Consider the following 18,414-nt stretch of genomic DNA (forward strand, 5'->3'; position numbering starts at 1 on the left):
CTCGGCATATACATCTGTTACGCCTGCATAAAGATAATTGGCACGTACGGCATGTCCCATTGCACGATACTGATCACGGAAAGGGATACGGTCCTGATTATCGTCCGTACCGTTCTCTACCATACCGCGAATATTAATCAGATTCTTCGAAAGTTCCAGATAACGGGGATTTTTTGTGGCACGATACATCTCAACCACTCCCATATAGTGTGAAGGGCAAATAGCATTGCGTGCTAATTCAGCAGAAGCTGTCTCATAGAAGTGGCAAAGGAAATCCGTAGCTTTCACTGCTGCATCGAAAAGAGTCGTTTTTCCGGTAGCACGACGGTGGACGATACCTGCCATCATCAAATGCCCCAGATTATAAGTTTCAAAATTCAATCGATTGGCAAAAGCTCCTTTCTCATCCTCTGCACCTACCTTCGTACCAATCACAGTCTGTTGCTGAGAATCTGCCAGCGTATGACTGTCGATCCCTTTGTTTAGTTCTTCTATAACAACCGGTGTATGTATATAACCGTCTGCACGTTGGGCTTTTACGACGCAAGCAATAAAGTTATCCATTAACTTGTCCAGTTCCGGATCTTTATTGACTGCATACACAGAAGCAACCCCTTCCATCCACTTATACATGTCTCCATCATGAAATGGAGGTCCCCAATGTTCTCCTTTGCATACACCGGCAGCAATCTCAAAATTACGGAAACCATGAGAAACTTCCGGCGTATTCCAGGTATTCCACATGCTCTGCAGGGAAGTCCCGCTAAATACATTAAAACGTTCTCCCCAAAATCCATTGGTCCAATGTACGGCATTTATTCCGGTGTTCGCCATTTTGGCATAACGGCTTTGACTCATGTCCGTCAATCCATTGCTTTGTGCAAATACTCCCGTGACGGAGGCGGAAGCTAGAAGAAATAACAGCTTTATCTGTTTCATTTAATATGAATATTTTTAAAATTTACACACTATCTCTTTAAAGAGAGACGTGATTATTCATATTTTGTACTCAATAAAACAAAAAACGAAGGCTGTCCGGCAACCTTCGTATTCCTTTATTTATATATGTTTTTCCGTTATTTCTTAGGAGTATAATTCAGTTCCGCTTTCCTCGCCTGCGAATGTTGGAACTGTCGGGCAACTTTATATTCATGTCCGTCTTTCAACAAATAACTTCCCGTCTGTTTAAACCAAAAACCGACATTCGCTTCCACACATTGGCGGCGAATGTCCAATATCCAATCATAATTGCATACGCGAGCTTCTTTCCCGGACTCTCCTCCGGCTACTACCTGCTCTACCCATCCTTCCAACTCTCCTCTGAAATCAATCGAACTAAGAAGAGGTTCACAGATAATAATTTTATGTTTAATAGGACTTTCTCTATAAATAGGCAGGCGATAATCTACTCTGTCCTGATTCTCCATGGTACAACAAATCGTCACATTGTCATACCCATCTCCCCAGTCCGGTGGCAAACACTGCTGTAGTCTCTCTGTCCGCTTCGTTATGAACATAAAGTGAAGGTCCTGCCGTATCCGCATCATTTCCCATGCTTCAGCACGCCATCTATCTGCATCTTCAATAAGAAAATCGGAAGTAAAGCAGGTATATACCAAGTTCCCTGAAGGTATTTTATATTCTCCATTCTTTTTCTTCTGCAAGGGCAAACCGAACTTTTCTGTCTTTGTCACAACCGAACTGTCTTTTCCATATTTGCCATCTGTGCGATATACGTAGCAATGGCGACAGCCCTCACTCCATTTGTGACAGCCATGCCATAAGTTCCACATCGACGCTTTCTCACCCATCTTCTTTTTTTCTTCAAATGTATGCTTTCTTCGTTTCATAGGCAAATTTTCAGCCCATATCCGACAATTAGGTGGTATAAATTAATAGTGCATCTTCTTTCTCGCTTGAAAAAAGATGCACCAAACACAAACAAAACAAACAATAGAGCTACCTTCACAGGCGGCCGGCCCGAAAGGACCAATACTTTTGATAGTGAAATCTCACTTCACAAATATCCGTATATTTGGGGACTAGCCAAACTCCATTCATGACGGATACAAACAATAAATGTTTCGAAAGGTGACTAATACTATGACTCTAAGCAAGTTTTGTTGCGGAATATAGCAAATGAAGCCCACAGTGAACATTATTTTGTGTTATTTGTACAATTACGAAAAAATAAATTTCATTTATTAAAATTCAATTAAATCAAGCTGACAAGCATATTCGCCTCTATACTCGGGCAGATTATAAAACAAAAAACGGAGGTATGCCAAAACGTATCTCCGCAGATCTGATTATTTAATAAAGACCGTTTAGTATTATCCTCCGTCTGTTGAACTAATTTAAATTCTACGATAAACCTTCTCAAACGGCACTCTGCAGCGTTCCCCCCAAATACCTTTATTTCCATTTCGTATTCCGCAAGAAACCACCATATTTATTTCGGCACCATGAGGTAACTTAAGCAACCTTTTAAGCCTCCGGCTATCCAAGCCTTCCAAAGGGCAGGTATCATATCCTTCATTTGCCATAGCAATCATAAATGTCTGGGCAGCAAGTGCACAGGATTTATGTACTACCACACGCACATCACCTTCGGATACTTCGAGCATCATAGGACGGAAAATGCTGATAATATTAGCTAACAACATTCTGAAAAGTCCTAAAAGACCACAGAAACGGGCATAGACAAACGGCATCAGTATCCCGTAATATAGTTTTCTGTCTTTAATACGTTTTTCCTGCCTGTCTTCAGGACTATTCCGCCGGATATTTCCTGTCTCAAAATCAAGGACGAACTTCGCCCGTTTCCGATACAAGTCACGACGTGTCACGAAAACAACAATCTGCGAAGCCGTAGAAGTTGCTTTCTGATCAAGGCAAGCTCTTGAAACTTTTGCCATTAATTCGGGCTGTGTGATGTGATAAAACTCCCACAGTTGCATATCCGAACTATTAGGAGCCAGAGTTGCCAGTTCCAGACAATGTTTCACTCTCTCTGTATCTATTTTCTTTTCTTTATCATACACTCGTACAGAGCGACGGTAATTTAAAACTTCATCTAAGTTCATATACTGATTGGCTTAATTAAATAATCTTCCATAATGTACTATAATATCAGATGTGGATATAAGTCCATATGAATTAAAACAGAATTGCAGGTTAATTGTATCTTAATTAGCTGCATTTTTAACATTTTATCGTTGCATATATTCAGATAAGACACTAATAAATGCACAAACAAAAACGGGCAAACATGCTATCTGTCACATATTTGCCCACTTACTATAATAAGGTATCCTTTTACTTGCTAGTAATCGAATTCTTCTTACCTTGTTTATTTACAACAGAAGGACTTCCTTTATATTCGATATCACCGCTACCACTAACCTTTGCATCCAACTGCCCGGCAGCATAACAAACTATATCACCCGAACCGGCAACAGTAGCAACGACATTAGTCGCAGCCAGCTTTTCAGCATCAATATCTCCGGAACCATTTACTGTCAGCGCAGCCTTTTGTGCCGAACCTTTCATATTGATATCACCCGAACCGTTAACTTCTGACATTACAATAGTAGCTTTCACATTCTTCAAGTCAATGTCTCCGCTTCCTTTTACCCAAGCATATACATTAGTATATTGCAGATTTTCCGCTTCGATATCTCCTGAACCAGTTATATTCAAATTCAAGTCATTTCCTTTGATAGTACCTTTCAGATATACATCTGCCGAACCTTTAATGTCTACCTGATTCAATGAAGGAGAAGAAGCTATCACTTTCAAACGACGTTCTCCACTAAGAATCTTAACTCCTTTTTTGATATTCACCTGCAATACTCCATTCACAGTAGAGACTTCCAGTAAATCTACCAAATTATCCGAACCATATACAGAAATTGTCGTTTTAGAGCCACTACTCTGACGATATTCAACATCGGGGCTGCCTAATACTCTGATTGAACTAAAGTTGCTTACGTTGTTCAGTTCCTTCGTGATATATTTTTTACTGGGAGTAACGGTCTGTGCCTGTATTCCTATAATAAACAGGAACATCAGCACCACCAACATAGATATAACCTTTAATTTTTTCATAATTTCTTTTCATTAAATATTCTGAATGACAAATATAGGAAGTATATTTCAATTTACAAGAAAAGAATTATAATTTTGCCAACCATTCCCCAAGCTCTTGAAGCCACTTCTGTTTGTACACAAAACTATCATTATAGCCGAATCCATGTCCTCCTGTAGGATAAATGTGCAGGGAGATAGGAATCTCTATTTTCTGTAATCTGGCTGCATACAAAATGCTATTCAGAGGACTTACCACAGCATCGTCCGCAGCTGCTACGATGAAAGCGACTGGTGAACCGGAAGTAACGTGCTCAATCGGTGAATACTGCTCTATTTTATCCGGTGAGTAGGAATTGCCAAACATTCGTTCTCGACAAGGAAGATGTGTCAGGCGATCGTCTACACTCACTACCGGATACATCAGGATTTGGAAATCCGGCTTTTCATCATCCGGTAAAAGAGTAGCTGCACAAGTTGCCAGATATCCTCCGATAGAAGCACCCATAACTCCCAATTTATCGCAAAACTCGGGAATTTTTTCTCGCACCACTTTCAATGCCAACTGAATATCCTGTCCAGGAACATCAGGATTACCATGAGGCATTCTATATTTAAAGACAATATATGTAATTCCCTGCTTCGTAAACCATTCGGCAAAATCAGTACCTTCATGTTCCAGATTAGTCTTCAGAAAGCCACCTCCGGGACACACTATAACACTACTGCCATCAGGCTTGTCACAAGTGAAAACAAATAAAGTTCCTTCGGGAGCATTTTCTACGATTCCGGTCAATTCGGCATTGTCCACTTCTGACAAATTATAGGTCGTCATGGATAAGTCGTCATACAGACTCATACAAATTAATTTCTTCATATCAATTAATATTTAAGTTTCTTCCCTATTTGATGAACAATGGACGGACCTGAATAAATGAATGCCGAATAAATCTGTACCATATCAGCCCCTTGAGAAACCATATCAGCTGCATCCTCCGCTGTCATTATCCCTCCTGCTCCGATAATCAAAAAGTGATGGTCGGTATGCTTGGACAGATAGCGCACTACATGCTGCGATTTCTTACCAATCCCCCGACCACTGACACCACCGTTGCCAATCTTTTCCAACTGTTTTGTTTCTGTCTGATGCAATTCCGAACGGTCCATTGTCGGACCTGTGGCTATAAAGCCTTCTATGGAATATTTACATGCGAGGGAAATGACCAGGTCCAATGCCCTTTCATCTATATCCGCTGGAAGTTTAATGAAAATACTGCACCGTTTGTTCGCTGTCTGACGAAATGTTGTGAGGTTTTCTAAAACTTTAGCAAATGATTCATGATCGATACTGCCCCAGTTTAACGTAAAATAATCTACACTTTCATACAAGCGGGTGAAAACCAACTCAAAATCTTTGATGATCTGTTCACCGGCAGAAAGTGGATTCTTATTGATATTTACTCCGAGCATGTATGAATGTTTTCTATTCTTTCGAATATGTTCCAGAGTAATATCAACACCGCAATTATTGAAACCGGTACGCGAGATCAGTGATTCATCTTTCACCAGCCGTAAGATACGGGGAGAAGGATTTCCCGGCTGACTATCGGGAGTTATAGTGCCCACTTCCAGAAAACCGAAACCAAAGTCTGCCAACTCATCAAACGTTTCCGCATTTTTATCGAATCCGGCAGACAAGCCTACCCGATTTTTAAAGTGCAGATTTCCGTATGAAAAGGGGGCAAAAACTTTATAGTGTCCTCTCACACAACTTCTTAACGGAAGCAGATAACGGTAGAATTTCAGCCAGTTCAAAAGTATTCGATGTACTTTTTCGGGATCAATGCGAAATAACAACGGTCTAACGATTAAATTATACATTTTCAATTATCTGTTTATTAATTAAACATATAGGTCCGCACTTGAAAAATTACTTTTCCACCGTGCTTTTCCACCTGCAAAGTAAGTCCTTTTTAAGCAGATATTGAAGTTCGTTTTTTTTATGCCCGATAACTTTTAATTATCCCCGCCTCTTATAACCTGTATACTGGGTACAAAAATCACTTCCGATCGTCCTTTTATAAAAGTATAAAAGCGATTGGATGAAAATGAATAAAAAGAGATTTATCGGATATCTGTTTGTCATGGTGTCTGTGGGCTGTATCCATGCACAGGAGAAGAAGATACCTACGCAGGAATATAAGCTATGGTATGACCGTCCCGCACAGGTATGGACCGAAGCTTTACCCTTGGGAAACGGGCGTCTGGGGGCTATGGTATATGGAACGCCCGGCACAGAACAAATACAACTAAACGAAGAAACCATTTGGGCAGGACGCCCCAACAACAATGCAAATCCGGACGCATTGGAGTATATCCCGAAGGTGCGTGAACTTGTTTTTGCCGGAAAGTATCTGGAAGCACAGACGCTAGCCACTGAAAAAGTAATGGCAAAAACAAATTCGGGAATGCCTTACCAGAGTTTCGGTGACCTGCGAATAGCCTTTCCCGGACATACCCGTTACTCTGACTATTATCGGGAATTAAGTTTAGACTCTGCACGTGTCATCGTCCGCTATGAAGTAGACGGAGTGCGATATCAGCGTGAAACGATCACCTCATTCACCGATCAGGTAGTGATGATACGGCTGACTGCCAACCGTCCGGGACAAATAACCTTCAACGCACAGCTCACTTCACCCCATCAGGATGTAATGATTAACTCTGAAGAAGGGAACTGTGTAACACTTTCAGGAGTATCTTCCCTGCATGAAGGACTGAAAGGGAAAGTTGAATTTCAAGGCAGACTAACCGCCCGGAATCAAGGAGGAAAAATAGCTTGTGCTGACGGTATTCTTTCTGTCGAAGGAGCCGATGAAGCTACGATCTATGTGTCTATAGCCACTAATTTCAATAACTATCTGGATATCACAGGCAATCAGGCAGAACGTGCAAAGAGTTATTTGTCCGAAGCATTGCTTCATTCTTTCGCAGAATCCAAGAAGAATCATGTGGATTTTTATCGTCGGTATCTGACCAGAGTATCTCTGGATTTAGGAGAAGACCTATATAAGAATGTGACAACCGACAAACGCGTGGAGAATTTCAAAGAGACCCATGATGCACATTTGGTTGCCACTTACTTTCAGTTCGGGCGCTATCTGTTAATCTGCTCTTCACAACCCGGCGGGCAGCCTGCAAATCTACAGGGCATCTGGAATGATAAATTATTCCCCTCATGGGATAGCAAATATACCTGTAATATCAATCTGGAAATGAATTACTGGCCATCGGAAGTGACTAATCTAAGTGAACTGAACGAACCTTTTTTCCGACTTATAAAAGAGGTTAGTGAAAGCGGAAAGGAAACAGCCAAAGTCATGTATGGAGCTAATGGATGGGTATTACATCATAACACAGATATATGGCGCATTACAGGAGCACTCGACAAAGCGCCTTCGGGCATGTGGCCCAGTGGTGGTGCATGGTTGTGCCGTCATCTTTGGGAACACTATCTGTATACCGGAGACATTGAGTTCCTTCGTTCCATTTACCCGATATTAAAAGAATCCGGACTATTCTTTGATGAGATTATGGTGAAAGAACCTGTACACAACTGGCTGATAGTCTGCCCGAGCAACTCACCGGAGAATGTACATTCCGGTAGCAACGGAAAGGCAACTACAGCTGCCGGATGCACAATGGACAATCAATTGATATTCGATCTTTGGACCGCTATTATTTTAGCTTCCCAAATTCTGAATACGGATAAAGAATTTGCAGCTCATCTGGAGCAACGCCTCAAAGAAATGGCTCCCATGCAAGTAGGACATTGGGGACAATTGCAGGAATGGATGTTCGACTGGGATGACCCGAACGATGTACATCGCCATGTATCCCATCTGTACGGACTATTCCCCAGCAACCAGATTTCTCCTTACCGTACTCCGGAACTATTCGATGCGGCACGCACTTCCCTCATTCACCGCGGAGACCCGTCTACCGGATGGAGCATGGGATGGAAAGTATGCTTATGGGCACGACTCCTTGATGGTGACCATGCCTATGAACTAATAGCCGACCAATTAACTTTGGTACGTAACGAAAAGAAAAAAGGAGGTACCTACCCTAACCTGTTCGACGCACACCCACCTTTCCAGATTGACGGAAACTTCGGTTGCGCCGCGGGAATAGCCGAAATGTTGATGCAAAGTTACGATGGTTTTATCTACTTGCTTCCGGCACTTCCTACTCTTTGGAAAGACGGTTCTGTCAAAGGTATTATCGCCCGTGGAGGTTTCGAACTCGATTTGGACTGGAAGAATGGAAAAGTAAATCGTCTGGTTGTGAAATCTCATAAAGGTGGAAACTGCCGTCTGCGTTCACTCAACCCGCTAACCGGCAAAGGCTTGAAACGTGCCAAAGGAGAAAATCCGCACCCTCTCTACGCAGTCCCCACGATTCCCAAACCTTTGGTTAATGAGAAAGCCAACCTGAATAAAGTGGAAATTGCAAAAACATATTTATATGACTTGCCCACCAAAGCAGGAGAAGAATATATACTGATTGGAAAATAATAACTCTACTGATATGAACAGAAACTTATTAAAACTGACTGTTGCTTGTGGAGTCGCTTGCTTCATCGCATGCACAGCACCTCAAAAAACAGAAACTGAAAAATGGAGCGAACGTATGGCACGTTCTGAAATGCAACGTTTTCCCGAACCCTGGATGATTGAAAAAGCCAAGAAACCACGTTGGGGATATACCCACGGGCTCGTAGTAAAATCGATGTTGGAAGAATGGAAACATACGGGAGACAGTACCTATTATGAGTATGCCAAAATCTATGCAGACAGTCTGGTTGATACTGACGGACGTATCAAAACAATGAAATACCTTTCATTCAATATTGATAATGTGAATGGCGGAAAGATTCTTTTCGACCTGTATGCAAAGACAGGAGACGAACGATATAAAATAGCCATGGATACCTTGCGTAAACAAATGGCAGAGCAACCCCGTACAAGTGAAGGAGGATTCTGGCATAAGTTAAGATATCCTCATCAGATGTGGCTGGATGGTATTTTTATGGCTTCTCCTTATTTAGTACAGTATGGTACTACTTTTCAGGAATCTGCCCTATATGATGAAGCCGTGAAGCAGATACTTTTAATAGCCCATAAGACCTATGATCCTGCCACAGGACTTTACTATCACGGATGGGATGAAAGCCGTGAGCAGAAATGGGCAAATCCCGAAACAGGTTGTTCACCTAACTTCTGGAGTCGCAGCATTGGATGGTATGGAGCTGCCATAGTGGATGTACTGGATTATCTGCCACAGGAAACCATCGGACGCGACAGCGTAATACAGATTCTTCAGGGACTGGCAAAAACATTGGTGAAATATCAGGACCCTCAGTCCGGTACTTGGTATCAGGTGACGGATCAGGGAGCGCGTGAAGGAAATTATCTGGAATCTTCGGCAACTGCCTTATTTGTCTACACACTTGCCAAAGCTATTAACAAAGGATATATCGGCAATGAATACATCGAACCTACCCGCAAAGCTTTTGATGGAATGGTCAATACATTTACCCGTCTCGAAGAAGACGGTAGCTACACGATCACCAATTGTTGTGCGGTAGCAGGACTGGGTGGAGACTCGAAAAGATATCGTGACGGTTCATTTGAATATTATATCGGCGAACCGGTTATAGAGAATGATCCGAAGTCAGTAGGTTCTTTTATATTGGCTGCCATTGAATTTGAGAATCTGACGGCGAAATCGAACTAATCCGCATCAGCATAATTTTAATTCGTATTTAAACTAAGAAAACAATAGAATACAATGAGAAAATTCAAGATCCTTCCTCTCTTATTGTTGCTGTTAACATTGGCAACCACTGTCTCAGCACAGAAGAAAACACAAAAAACGTATATCCCATGGAGCAACGGCAAGCTCGTTGTTTCTGAAGAAGGACGTTATCTGAAACACGAAAATGGTGCTCCTTTCTTCTGGTTAGGAGAAACCGGATGGTTATTGCCCGAACGCCTGAATCGTGACGAAGCCGAATATTATCTGGAACAATGTAAACGCCGCGGATATAATGTGATTCAAGTTCAAACATTGAATAATGTCCCGTCTATGAATATTTACGGTCAATACTCTATAATTGATGGTTATAACTTCAAAAATATCAATCAGAAAGGTGTATACGGTTATTGGGATCACATGGATTACATTATCCGCACAGCAGCCAAAAAGGGTCTCTATATCGGTATGGTCTGCATCTGGGGAAGTCCGGTAAGTCATGGTGAAATGAATGTAGATCAGGCAAAAGCTTATGGTAAGTTCTTGGCGGAACGTTATAAAGATGAGCCTAATATTATCTGGTTTATCGGCGGTGATATCCGTGGTGATGTGAAAACTGCCGAATGGGAAGCCTTGGCAACCTCCATCAAGGCAATTGATAAAAATCATCTGATGACATTCCATCCACGTGGCAGAACGACTTCTGCAACTTGGTTCAACAATGCTCCCTGGCTGGATTTCAATATGTTCCAAAGCGGACACCGCCGTTATGGGCAACGTTTCGGCGACGGCGACTATCCTATTGAAGAAAATACGGAAGAAGACAACTGGCGCTTTGTAGAACGCAGTATGGCTATGAAACCCATGAAACCTGTCATAGACGGTGAACCCATCTACGAGGAAATACCTCACGGCCTGCATGACGAGAATGAATTATTATGGAAAGATTATGATGTACGTCGATATGCTTATTGGTCTGTATTTGCCGGTTCTTTCGGACATACCTATGGTCACAATTCTATTATGCAATTTATCAAACCGGGTGTAGGCGGTGCTTATGGTGCTAAGAAACCTTGGTATGATGCTTTGAATGATCCCGGATACAATCAAATGAAGTATTTGAAGAATCTGATGCTGACTTTCCCATTCTTCGAACGCGTACCGGATCAATCTATCATTGCCGGACAAAACGGTGAACGGTATGACCGTGCCATTGCGACACGCGGTAATGATTATCTGATGGTATATAACTATACCGGACGTCCGATGGAAGTTGATTTCAGCAAAATTAGTGGTGCTAAAAAGAATGCCTGGTGGTACACTACCAAAGATGGCAAACTGGAATACATCGGTGAGTTTGATAACGGTGTGCACAAGTTCCAGCATGACAGCGGTTACAGCAGCGGAAACGATCATATCCTTATTGTAGTAGACAGTAGTAAAGACTATGTGAATAAGGATTGGACAGAACTTCCGGACCGCCAAGGTGCCGGAGTCTAATTAGTAATCACTCTCTTTATCTAATTTACACTCATGAATAAGAAAATACAACTATTATTATTTTCTTTACTGCTTCTTGGAGCAGGTTCATTACGTGCAGCCATAGACGTAACCAACCTGCGGACAGAGCAGCTAAAGAATCCATTAGGCATCGATACACGCCAGCCCCGACTGGGTTGGCGTATCGAGTCGGATGAACAGAATGTGATGCAAACTGCGTATCACATTCTTGTTGCATCTTCCCCGGAGCTATTGGCACAAGGAAAAGGAGATATGTGGGATTCCGGAAAAATAGAAACGGATGCTTCCCAATGGATTACCTATCAGGGAGAACCACTGAAGTGCAATGCTCCCTATTACTGGAAAGTAAAAGTATATACCAATAAAGGAGAAGCGAACTGGAGTAACCCGGCTTTCTGGAGCATGGGGTTATTCAATGAAGCAGACTGGAGAGGCCAATGGATTGGTTTGGACCGGGCAGCTCCGGGCGATAGTGAAACTCAATGGAGCCGCTTGGCAGCCCGTTATCTTCGCAAAGAATTTGCATTGAAGAAAGAGGTGAAACGAGCCATGGTGCACGTTGCCGGAATGGGGCTGTATGAGTTATTCATCAACGGACAACGTATTGGTGACCAAGTGCTGGCACCTGCCCCTACCGATTACCGGAAAACAATTCTATATAATACTTATGATGTCACGTCTCAGCTTCAGAAAGAAAATGCAATCGGAGTAACCTTAGGCAACGGTCGTTTTTATACCATGCGCCAGAATTACAAACCGTATAAAATACCTACTTTCGGCTATCCGAAGCTTCGCCTGAATCTGATTGTAGAGTATACGGATGGAAACAAAGAAACAATCGTCTCGGACATCTCTTGGAAATTAACGACTGAAGGACCGGTCCGCAGCAACAACGAGTATGATGGCGAAGAATATGACGCACGCAAAGAATTGGGAAACTGGACGTTGACAGGATACGATGATAAGGGGTGGACACCTGCCCAACGCGTCAGCATTCCCAGTGGAACATTACGTGCACAGATGATGCCGGGCATGAAAGTAACGGAAACTCTAAAGCCGCTTTCTATCAAGAAACTTGGTGATAAATACATTATGGATACCGGCCAAAATCTGGCAGGATGGGTACGCTTCCGTATCAAAGGTCAGGCAGGCGACAGTATTCGCCTTCATTTCGCAGAGCGTTTAGAATCAAATGGGGAAATCTTTACGAAGAATCTGCGCGATGCGCATTGTACGGATATATATGTAGTTAGCGGACATGAACCGCAAGGTGCAACCTGGGCTCCCAGTTTTGTGTATCATGGTTTCCGCTATGTGGAAATCAGTGGGTATCCCGATGCAAAAGTAGAAGATTTCACTGTGGAAGTCGTAGAAGACGAAATGGATCATGTCGGTTCTTTCTCCTGTTCAGACGAGACATTAAATCAGATCATACGCAACGCATTCTGGGGCATCCGGAGCAATTATAAAGGGATGCCGGTAGACTGCCCGCAACGTAACGAACGCCAGCCTTGGCTAGGCGATCATGCAATGGGTTGCTGGGGTGAAAGCATGTTCTTCGACAATCATGCGATGTACAACAAATGGGCACGTGATATCCGCGAAGCACAGCGCGAAGACGGATGCATCCCCGATGTAGCTCCGGCTTTTTGGAATTACTATTCGGATAATGTGACCTGGCCCGCTACCCTACCCTTGGTCTGCGATATGCTCTTTACCAACTATGGAGACAAACGCCCGATAGAAGATAATTATCCTGCTATCAAAAAATGGGTATCTCATATCCGTGAGTATTATATGACAAAGGATTACATTATAACCAAAGACAAATATGGTGACTGGTGCGTTCCTCCCGAATCGTTAGAAATGATTCATAGCCAAGATCCTGCCCGCAAAACGGATGGTGCACTGATAGCTACCGCTTATTACCTGAAAGTATTGCAATTAATGCATCGTTTTGCCAGCATTCAAGGGTTAACAGCCGACGCTAAAGAGTGGGAAGACCTGGAACATAAAATGAAAGATGCGTTTAATGCGCGTTTTCTTCATGCGAAGGAAGGAACATCGCTCGTACCCGGTCATACATTGTATCCGGATAGTATTTTCTATGGCAATAATACTGTAACAGCGAATATTTTACCGTTAGCCTTCGGTCTTGTGCCCAAGCCATACATTAAGGAAGTGGCCAAGAATGCCGTTACGACCATTATTACAACGAATAAAGGACATATCAGTACCGGAGTAATCGGTACACAATGGCTAATGCGTGAATTGAGCCGTAGGGGGCATGCAGATGTAGCATATCTCTTAGCCACCAATGATACATATCCTTCGTGGGGGTATATGGCTGCACAAGGTGCCACTACCATCTGGGAGCTTTGGAACGGTGATACTGCAAATCCAGGTATGAACAGTGGAAACCACGTGATGCTCTTAGGCGACCTACTTCCCTGGTGCTTCAATAATCTGGCTGGTATCCGTGCCGACCGTTGGAAATCCGGCTATAAACATATTGTTTTCCAGCCTGCTTTTGAAATTCAGGAATTGAGTAACGTGGATGCTTCTTATATGAGTATCTATGGAAAGATTACCAGCCAATGGAAAAAGACTCCCATGCATCTGGAATGGGATATCGAACTTCCTGCCAATACAACAGGAGAAGTGCACCTGCCGGATGGACGAAAAGAAAAAATAGGTTCCGGCAAATATCATTTCAGCGTAGATATACCAACACGGAACGCCGCCATCATCAGTGATGAATTTCTATATGAAAAAGCTTCTTTCCCCGAATGTCACGGGGCAACCATTGTGGAGTTGAAAAACGGTGACTTGGTAGCTTCTTTCTTCGGTGGTACCAAAGAACGTAATCCGGATTGTTGCATCTGGGTATGCCGCAAAGCCAAAGGGGCAAAAGAATGGACAGCTCCCAAACTTGCAGCTGACGGTGTGTTTGCACTCAATGATCCTAATGCTGAGATTGCAGGCATCGACACTGCCTGCACACCTGTAAAGGACACAAAAGGGAAACTGACAGCCCGCAGAAAAGCATGCTGGAACCCAGTATTATTCCAAATACCCGGAGGTGACTTGATCTTATTCTATAAAATAGGATTAAGTGTAGCCGACTGGACCGGATGGTTGGTTCGTTCCAAAGACGGAGGTAAAACATGGAGCAAGCGTGAAGCACTCCCCCAAGGATTTTTAGGTCCTATCAAGAACAAACCCGAATACATCAATGGGCGTATCATCTGTCCATCAAGCAGGGAAGGAAAAGGAGGATGGCGCATCCATTTTGAATATTCGGATGATAAAGGTAAAACTTGGAAAACGACGGAATCAGTACCGGCAGAGTTGTCTGTTCCGACTCAGAATCGTAAAAAAGGTGGTATTAACGTAGATGACCAAGAGGCAGGAGAAGCTATCCAAGGGAAAGGTGCACAGCCGATTCTCGCCATCCAACCCAGTATTCTAAAACATAAGGATGGAAGATTACAAGTACTTTGCCGTACACGTAATGCATTATTGGCAACAGCCTGGAGTAGCGACAATGGTGAAACATGGAATAAAGTGACATTGAGCAATGTCCCGAACAATAATTCCGGAACAGATGCTGTAACGATGAGTGACGGACGTCACATACTCATTTACAACAATTTCTCAACACAGCCCGGTACACCGAAAGGACCTCGTACTCCACTATGTGTTGCCATTTCAGAGGATGGCATTCATTGGAAACCTGTCCTTACACTGGAAGATAGTCCTATCAGCCAATATTCCTATCCAAGTATTATTCAAGGTAAAGACGGCAAGTTACATGCGATTTATACTTGGCGTCGCCAACGGATTAAGTATGCGGAAATAGATCCGTCAAAGCTTAAGTAGTAGCTGAATAAAAAAACAGATTCTCTGTTATAATTATACCGCACTGACAATTATCGTGTCAGCGCGGTATTTTTATTATTTACAGGTTTATCAATATTCCTTTACCGAATAAATAGCATACACCACAAATCAAAAAACAAGACACGCACGGACATAAAGTTTGCTGATCTTATAGTCCCAATCCATGGCACCGACGTAGGTGTCGGCATAGTATGCGTTGAGAAACGGATCGTAGCCGTCCTCCGAACTTGACCAATACCCCAATTTCCACCCATAGTCATTATCCCCAGTAGCTTTCTTGATAGCGGATAAAAGATTAGCCTTATTGTACATCCAATACCAACATTGACCTAGCGAGGGTAAAAACCAGCCACTACTATTCGCAGGGGCAGGATAACTATATTCATAGCCTTCCGTACCATCCGTTATCCAATAGACAGTGGGAAAAACATCCTTTAAAGTTCTATTCTCACTTTCTGCAAACGAAATGATTCTTTGTGTATTCTTATAACCGTAGAAACCGATACTCGGCTCACCGCTGTCTATAGCAGCAAGACTCCAAAGCCCCCATGTACAAGCATTTCCTCCATTGGCATCATAAAGCGCAAGAACGTAACCATGCACGGTATGCATCTCTGTTATACCATCTTTCTGTTTGTATTTACAATAATCTACCCATTCGCCTCCACTGTCTTTACCCGACTTCAGAACGATACCCAAGCAGTCCATATCTGCGGAAAGAGCAGTAACATCGCCGGGAATCAAATAGCCGTTATTACTTTCATCCTTGCAATAAAAATCGCCCATTTGAACTTTATCCAATGTATAATCACCTATATCTTTTAAAATCGGGGTAAATGTATAACAGGTATTGGCAGATAAATCTGTATAGGGCATCGCACCACTATACATCTCTTTGTTATATTCATAAAGCCAATGAACCTTTGCCCTTTTCGGAGAAATAATTACCTGATAACTGCCGTCATTCACCTGGTAAGGGAAAAGAGACTCAGTTCCGATATTGAAACTCACATCACTAATGGAAGAAGGAACATAAGTAAAGTCCCTCCTTCCATTAATTTTGCATTTTATGGAAGGAGACAACGAAAGTAAGGAATAAGCATGTTCAAATAGTATATCTAATTTTTTTAGCGGTCTACCACTCGTGTCACTCCATACCAACAAATCGGAAGCACGGTAGGCATCCTTGCTGCGTTGATCACCCTCCGGTAAGAATATTCCTTTTAGACCATCTATGTTAATCACATTATCCGCTTCCTTACTATACGGAAAGTAGGCAAAGTAAACCGTGGCTTTATTGTCGTAGTATATGGCTGTTTTTCCTTCACCATTGCTGCTGTCGAAGCTCCAAATGCTACCATCATATTTGTAAGGTATGTTGTCGGATAGTACATTATTATCTGCATCCAGCACAATGACACCGATACGATCCCCATTTTCGAAAGTGGTTGCACTTCCGCTATCCGTGACACGAATATTGGAGATATCGTTAATAGCAAAATCACCAACACGAACATTCAGTTGCAATGCTTCACCGTCTTGCTGCACCATACCCGAATCTATTTTTTCATCACCATTGCAAGCCATGAAGGATAATAACGAGAGCAACAACAAATACTTCAAATTCTTTTTCATACTCTTTTTTCTATATATTATTAAAAAGTCAAGATGACACGGGTAGAATTCTTATCCGACATGTTCTTTGCATGGTCATTATAAAGAGTACTACCTAATATGAAATTCCTCTCGATATCAGAAGCTAGAACTGTTTTTAAGACGTTTAACATTATTCATAACCACTAACAGTTTGATATTTTTAACACTATATGCAAGTAAAAAAGTCTCATATTTTAATTACCTGCCAATAGAAATCTCTAGATAATATAAAAAAAATAGATCATTATAAGGTTTATTTCCTCAGAAGTTCGGCGTTATAAAGTTATCAAATTCATGATCAATGATAATGTAAACATCAATGTTCTAGATTATTGGGGAATTACTTATTCATATTCATAATATAACACCAACCCAAGCAAGGGATATTATTATGCTTAGCTTTAAGGTTAAAAGTTGCTCATTTTTCTTCAAAGCACTGATTTTCAGCAGCCATTATAATGACTCTTGAGTAATTTTGCCTTTTCGAATAAATATATTATTTTTGTTCCTCAGATTTAAAAATGAAGAACTCATGGCAGACAATTATATAGAAAGACAGCAAGAGCAATACGAGGCGAGAAAAGCAGCTTGGAAACAAGCGCAAAAATATGGTAAAAAGAAATCGCCATCAACTAACCAGATAAAATCAGAACAACCGACTGTAATTACTTCAAAGCCGAACTGCTTGAAAAGAAGGGTGTTCGTTACAGGCGGAGCTGAAGGTATCGGCAAGGCTATCGTAGCATCTTTCTGCCAAGCCGGGCATCAAGTCGCTTTCTGTGATATTAACGAAGTAGCAGGACAACAAATAGCTCAAAATAGCGGAGCTACATTCTATCCGGTCGATGTCAGTGATAAAGATGCACTTGAAAGTTGTATGCAACATATTCTGAAAGAATGGGGAGATATCGATATTATAGTCAACAACGTAGGTATCAGCAAGTTCTCTCCTATCACAGAAACAAGCGTGGAAGATTTCGACAAAATCCTGTCTATCAATCTGCGTCCGGTTTTCATCACCTCACGTGCACTCGCTATCCATCGTAAAGGTCTGTCCACTCCTAATGTATATGGAAGAATTATCAATATTTGCTCTACAAGATATCTGATGAGCGAATCGGGAAGTGAAGGCTATGCTGCCTCAAAAGGTGGCATTTATTCGCTTACACATGCATTGGCAACATCACTGTCAGAATGGAATATTACTGTAAATTCCATTGCTCCGGGATGGATACAAACACAAAATTATGATCAACTCCGACCGGAAGACCATATGCAGCATCCCTCTAAGCGGGTAGGCAAACCCGAAGATATTGCACGTATGTGCCTATTCCTTTGTCAGGATGAGAACGACTTTATCAATGGCGAGAATATCACTATTGACGGAGGAATGACTAAAAAGATGATATATACAGAATAGATAAAGGC

12 protein-coding genes are annotated in these 18,414 nt (G+C 42.1%); 5 read left to right on the forward strand and 7 right to left on the reverse strand.

Going from position 1 to position 18,414, the window contains the following annotated elements; all coding sequences use genetic code 11:
* The 6 genes from HMPREF2794_RS05900 to HMPREF2794_RS05925 all read right to left on the reverse strand — a co-directional run.
* The coding region (locus HMPREF2794_RS05900; protein WP_210403594.1) for a beta-L-arabinofuranosidase domain-containing protein at nucleotides 1-939 on the reverse strand (939 nt) is incomplete at its 3' end.
* A gap of 137 nt (nucleotides 940-1,076) precedes the next feature.
* A complete protein-coding gene (locus HMPREF2794_RS05905) occupies nucleotides 1,077-1,811 on the reverse strand; it encodes a DUF5131 family protein (RefSeq protein ID WP_055270782.1) in 735 nt (244 codons plus the stop codon).
* A gap of 546 nt (nucleotides 1,812-2,357) precedes the next feature.
* Nucleotides 2,358-3,086 (reverse strand): nitroreductase family protein, encoded by a 729-nt coding sequence (locus HMPREF2794_RS05910; RefSeq protein ID WP_010537926.1) that lies wholly within the window; start codon nucleotides 3,084-3,086, stop codon nucleotides 2,358-2,360.
* Nucleotides 3,087-3,318: 232 nt separating this feature from the next.
* Nucleotides 3,319-4,110 carry a head GIN domain-containing protein gene (locus HMPREF2794_RS05915; protein ID WP_055270748.1) on the reverse strand — a complete coding sequence of 264 codons (792 nt, stop codon included), beginning with the start codon at nucleotides 4,108-4,110 and terminating at the stop codon, nucleotides 3,319-3,321.
* A gap of 67 nt (nucleotides 4,111-4,177) precedes the next feature.
* Nucleotides 4,178-4,966 (reverse strand): alpha/beta hydrolase, encoded by a 789-nt coding sequence (locus HMPREF2794_RS05920; protein ID WP_070101333.1) that lies wholly within the window; start codon nucleotides 4,964-4,966, stop codon nucleotides 4,178-4,180.
* Between the two features lie 5 nt (nucleotides 4,967-4,971).
* Nucleotides 4,972-5,970, reverse strand: coding sequence for a quinone-dependent dihydroorotate dehydrogenase (locus HMPREF2794_RS05925; protein ID WP_055270746.1), 999 nt, complete (start codon nucleotides 5,968-5,970; stop codon nucleotides 4,972-4,974).
* 227 nt (nucleotides 5,971-6,197) lie between these two features.
* Here HMPREF2794_RS05925 and HMPREF2794_RS05930 point away from each other — a divergent pair, with 227 nt between their 5' ends.
* Genes HMPREF2794_RS05930 through HMPREF2794_RS05945 form a run of 4 tightly spaced genes read left to right on the forward strand, consistent with a single transcriptional unit; the run spans nucleotide 6,198 to nucleotide 15,309 of the window.
* Nucleotides 6,198-8,666, forward strand: coding sequence for a glycoside hydrolase family 95 protein (locus HMPREF2794_RS05930; RefSeq protein ID WP_168166584.1), 2,469 nt, complete (start codon nucleotides 6,198-6,200; stop codon nucleotides 8,664-8,666).
* A 13-nt stretch (nucleotides 8,667-8,679) separates the two neighbouring features.
* Nucleotides 8,680-9,888 (forward strand): glycoside hydrolase family 88/105 protein, encoded by a 1,209-nt coding sequence (locus tag HMPREF2794_RS05935; RefSeq protein WP_055270776.1) that lies wholly within the window; start codon nucleotides 8,680-8,682, stop codon nucleotides 9,886-9,888.
* Between the two features lie 54 nt (nucleotides 9,889-9,942).
* The gene (locus HMPREF2794_RS05940; RefSeq protein WP_070751141.1) at nucleotides 9,943-11,406 is read left to right on the forward strand and encodes a glycoside hydrolase family 140 protein; all 1,464 of its coding nucleotides are present in this window, start codon (nucleotides 9,943-9,945) and stop codon (nucleotides 11,404-11,406) included.
* A gap of 33 nt (nucleotides 11,407-11,439) precedes the next feature.
* Nucleotides 11,440-15,309, forward strand: a complete 3,870-nt coding sequence (locus HMPREF2794_RS05945; RefSeq protein ID WP_070751142.1) for a family 78 glycoside hydrolase catalytic domain — start codon at nucleotides 11,440-11,442, stop codon at nucleotides 15,307-15,309.
* Nucleotides 15,310-15,438: 129 nt separating this feature from the next.
* On the opposite strand, the gene HMPREF2794_RS05950 is transcribed toward HMPREF2794_RS05945, so the two are convergent.
* Nucleotides 15,439-16,965, reverse strand: coding sequence for a fimbrillin family protein (locus HMPREF2794_RS05950; RefSeq protein WP_010537918.1), 1,527 nt, complete (start codon nucleotides 16,963-16,965; stop codon nucleotides 15,439-15,441).
* 553 nt (nucleotides 16,966-17,518) lie between these two features.
* Between HMPREF2794_RS05950 and HMPREF2794_RS05955 the strand changes: the two genes are divergently transcribed.
* On the forward strand, nucleotides 17,519-18,406 hold the full coding sequence (locus tag HMPREF2794_RS05955) for an SDR family NAD(P)-dependent oxidoreductase (protein ID WP_070751143.1): 888 nt from the start codon (nucleotides 17,519-17,521) through the stop codon (nucleotides 18,404-18,406).
* Nucleotides 18,407-18,414: the final 8 nt, after the last annotated feature.

Source organism: Bacteroides sp. HMSC067B03 (genome assembly GCF_001811315.1).
Lineage (GTDB): Bacteria > Bacteroidota > Bacteroidia > Bacteroidales > Bacteroidaceae > Bacteroides > Bacteroides faecis.